This is a genomic window from Candidatus Erwinia dacicola, assembly GCF_001756855.1.
Taxonomy (GTDB): domain Bacteria; phylum Pseudomonadota; class Gammaproteobacteria; order Enterobacterales; family Enterobacteriaceae; genus Erwinia; species Erwinia dacicola.
In genome coordinates this window covers 1-3,916 of record NZ_MAYS01000446.1, presented here as the reverse complement: position 1 = coordinate 3,916, position 3,916 = coordinate 1, and the positions used below count along the sequence as shown (strand labels likewise).

General features: G+C 58.2%; 3 protein-coding genes. All 3 read right to left on the bottom strand.

Going from position 1 to position 3,916, the window contains the following annotated elements:
- Window positions 1-2,052, bottom strand: a 2,052-nt coding sequence (gene tssM, locus BBW68_RS12050; protein ID WP_245675261.1) for a type VI secretion system membrane subunit TssM, incomplete at its 3' end; no start/stop codon positions are given.
- A gap of 1 nt (window position 2,053) precedes the next feature.
- The gene (gene icmH, locus BBW68_RS12045) at window positions 2,054-3,277 is read right to left on the bottom strand and encodes a type IVB secretion system protein IcmH/DotU (protein ID WP_070135552.1); all 1,224 of its coding nucleotides are present in this window, start codon (window positions 3,275-3,277) and stop codon (window positions 2,054-2,056) included.
- Between the two features lie 112 nt (window positions 3,278-3,389).
- On the bottom strand, window positions 3,390-3,587 hold the full coding sequence (locus BBW68_RS12040) for a hypothetical protein (RefSeq protein WP_070135551.1): 198 nt from the start codon (window positions 3,585-3,587) through the stop codon (window positions 3,390-3,392).
- Between the last annotated feature and the right edge of the window lie 329 nt (window positions 3,588-3,916).

Below are 3,916 nucleotides of genomic sequence, written 5' to 3'. Positions count from 1 at the left end.
AGCGGAGCTCCGGTCATGCCCGGCATTCTCCAGATTAAGCGACAGCTTCTTCATCATCAGCGCATTATCACGCAGACAAGAAGAACTGAGGATCTGGCAGTCAAGCAGCTGGTTAAGGTGCCAGTCCAGCTGCTGCAGCTGGCGCGTGGTGACGCTGGGTGGCAGGCTGCGCTGTAAGTTCTGCATCACCCAGCCTCGTAAAAACTCACCGTCATAGCTGCTCGGCTGGTAGAGCATTTGATAAGCATGCAGCGCATTACGGCTGAACTCGGCATCTTCGCCGTTGTCGCTGCGCAGCGTCTGGGTAATCGTCTGGGCGACACGCGGTAACAGCAGTGACTTGAGCGCTCCCTGATACAATCTCCATACGGCATCGCTAATCTGGTCGCCACGATACAGCCCACCGCGCAGGGTTAGTGGCGGCTTATCCAGCGCGAACGCCTGACTCTGCGGCAGGGAGAGCAAGCTGTTTAAGAAGGGTAGCAGATCCAGCATATCCCCGTGATTATCCTGCGTCAGTCGCGTGGCCGCTTGATTGACGGCAGGCAGGCGGGTGGCGACTTCCTGCAAATAGTGGTAGTTCTTATAGTAGCTGGTCACCCAGAGCGCCGAAGCAGCCAGCAGCGCAATCGCCAGCGTGCTGTAGCCGGTCCAGTGCAGCAGGCGGTTGCGCTGCTCCCACCGACGGTCGCTGCTGGCTAGGCGGTTCTCTTTAAATACCACATCGCTGAGCAGCCCGCGGATAAAGAAGCTCTGACCTTTGTTGGCCGGGATCGGCGCACTGCGGTTGACGCTGTCCCAGCTGGCAATCGACTGGCCCTGAGCCTGCGGTAGCTGCAGCTTGCGCGACAGTTCGCCCATCACGCGGTCAAACGGCAAGCCTTCTTGGGTTCCGCTGGTAAAGAACAGGCCGCGCGCTGAACAAGGAACTTCGTCATTGTCCGGGGTAAAGACGATATTGAGATATTCTGCCAGCAGCGGGCGCAGGGCGCGAAACTCCTGCGGGAACTGGAAGCATTCAGCGCGCAGCGTCAGGTCACCTTCCTGCGCCATTTTCCCGCTCAGATCGCTCATCAGCCGCGCATTGAGCTGGCTGAACTGCTGTCCAAAAAGCGCATTAAGGCGGTGCTCACTCTGGCGGCTGGCCTCCCATGGAAAGGTAAAGCCCCAGATCCGATCGCGCTGGCTCTTCTCCAGCCGCGCAAAGTAACTCATAAAGCCTTTCAGCAGGTCTGTTTTGGTCACCATGATATACACCGGGAAGTGGATCCCGGTTTGCTGATGCAGCTCCGCCATACGCTTGCGCAGGGCGCTGGCCTGGGCGTGACGCACCTCTGCCGAGTCGCTTAACAGGTCGGCGACGCTGATGGTTATGATCACTCCGTTGATCGGCTGGCGCGGCCGGTAGCGCTTCAACAGCGTGATAAAGGTCTGCCACTCGCTGGCATCGCGCACGCGCTGGCTCTCCTGCAGGGCATAGCGCCCGGCGGTGTCCAGCAGCACGGCGCGGTCGGTGAACCACCAGTCGCAGTTGCGCGTGCCGCCTACGCCGCGCAACGCGGTTTTATCTAGCGCTTCGCTAAGTAGAAACTTCAGCCCGGAGTTGATCAGCGCAGTGGTCTTACCGGCACCGGGTGCGCCGATAATCAAATACCACGGCAGTTGACAAAGGTACTGGGCGCTGAAGCGCTGGAACCATTTATCGCGCTTGCCGAATTGGGTTTTCTTCAGCAGCAGCGCCGCTTCGCTAAAGCGGTTATCAAGCATTTCGCCAGTTGCCTGCAGCTCCGCATAGCCGCTGTTGCTGAGTTGCAGGCGGGTCAGTAGCTTGCTGTTGAACCAAGCGCGGTAGAGCTGTGGGATCAGCTGGAACAGCACCCAAAGGAAATAGCACAGGCCAATCAGCAGCTGGCGATTCAGCGGGCTTTCCAGTGCCTGGAAGCGGGTAAAGGTTAGCAGCGGGTCGACCATCCAGATCAGAGCGGAAAGCGCGGTAATCCCCACCAGGCCCCATATCAGGCGGCTGGAAAGCCATGAGAAAAAGGTTTTCAACTTAGTTTTTCCCCGTAGTTGGGCTGTTGTCATCGCTATCCGGAGCAGCAAACAGTGTGATTTCGACACGGCGGTTCTGCGCCCGATTTTCCGGGCTGTCGTTAGGCAGCAGCGCACCGCTGTCCCCGCGTCCCTGAGTACGTATGCTGATCCCCTGCTGGGCGATCATCTGCGCCATCATGGTGCTGATGGCGCAAGCCTGGGCGGTAGAGTATTCGTAGTTTGAGGAGAAGCGGCTGGAGCGAATATGCCGATCATCGGTGAACACGCTGACTACAATCGTGCCTTTACCTGACTCCATCGCCGTGGCGACACGGGCCACCAGCGCCCGACCTTCCGGCGACAGGACGGTAGCAGGCGAGCTAAACAGGCGATCGGCGGCGATGATCACCTTGCTACCGTTGGCGCTGTCAGTAACGTTGAGCTGGCGATCGGCAATTAGATCGCTCAGGCGTTGGCGCAGATCAATCAGCGCCTGCGGAGCGGCAGCGCGCTGACCGGCCACCACTTTCGGCAGCGGTACCTGCCAGATAGCGCTCAGCAGCGGTTCGGCGGTGTTACCCAGCCGCCAGTTAAGACCTGAAAAGATAAGGCAGGCGATAAACGCCGCAATGGTTGTGCAGGCCCACAGCGGCACCAGCGGGTGCCACAGAGCATTGTGCTGCGCGGCGTCGGCCACTTGGAGTGGAGGCAGCGGGGCGGTGCAGCGCACGTCGGCGATCAGATGCGCCAGCCGGGTGCGAACGGTATCACGCTGCAGGCGACCATTATCCATGCCACGATAGCACCCCTCGTATCCCAGCAGTAAGCAGTAGTGGATCAATTCAAGCAGCCAGAGATGCTGCGCCGGGTTTTGCGAAATCCGCGCCAGCAGCTGAAAAACTTTCTCTCCGCTCCAGCTCTCATTATGGAAAGTCACCAGTAGGCCGCTGCCGGACCAGATGCCACGGCTGCCCCATGGCGTTTGCGCCGTGGCTTCATCCAGCACAGCACACAGGCAGTAACGGGCACCGATGATCATCTCGAACGGCATGGCTGCCTGCTTGCAGCGGGTCTCGAACTGGCGCATTTCGTCGATCAGCTGATGGCGCAGACCGGCGGGGTCGTCATGCGTGGCCGCTAGGCGGATTTGCACGATAGCATTCAGCAGCGGTGACGCTGCTGTAATCAGGGGATTGTCTGTGCTGACCGGAGTGGCTGGGTCAGCGGGAAGTTCTAACGTCATCAGAATTTATTAGTCTCGGCTGTGTGCCAGCTGGCAAAAAAAGGGGCTTCACTAGAGGGTGGATGGGACTGCTGCTGCCCTCCCTGGCAGCAGGCTTTAGCGCGCCCAGCGACTATCCCAAGATCCAGGTCGCCGTATCATTATTGCTACAGACTTTACTCTGTCCGTTATTATTTTTGCTGCGCGGGCACGGACGATCGCTGCGCAGAGTGCCGTCATATAGCTCACTCTTTACCCCAGCTTTCAGCAGCACGTAGCCAATCTGCTGCGGCAGCGGGTTCGGCAGTGGCTTTGGCATCGGCCACTGCATCAGGTTTCGCTTCGGCCTCAGCTTCCGCCTTTATTTCGGCTTTCTCAGGCACGTCGGCAATCGCCAACCAACGGTTTTCAACCTCGCTGATTTCGGCGGTAGCACCGCAAGCTGTGGCGCTGAGCCACCCTAATCGCGTGGGACTGGCTAAAAAAAGTCCAATCAGCGTCAGGTAAAAATATTACTCGGGTTTACATAAAGATAAATTTGCAATCAGTCTACGGCTTTGTTGAATAAATAGAGATTATGCTGCGAACCCAGAAAAACAGCGAACATCCATAACATGGAATCAGCAGGTTACAACTAGTGTTCGGTAATACATGCTGGAA

Coding starts and splice junctions, on each gene's coding strand:
- icmH (WP_070135552.1), bottom strand. CDS start 3,277: ATGACGTTAGAACTTCCCGCTGACCCAGCCACTCCGGTCAGCACAGAC.
- BBW68_RS12040 (WP_070135551.1), bottom strand. CDS start 3,587: ATGCAGTGGCCGATGCCAAAGCCACTGCCGAACCCGCTGCCGCAGCAG.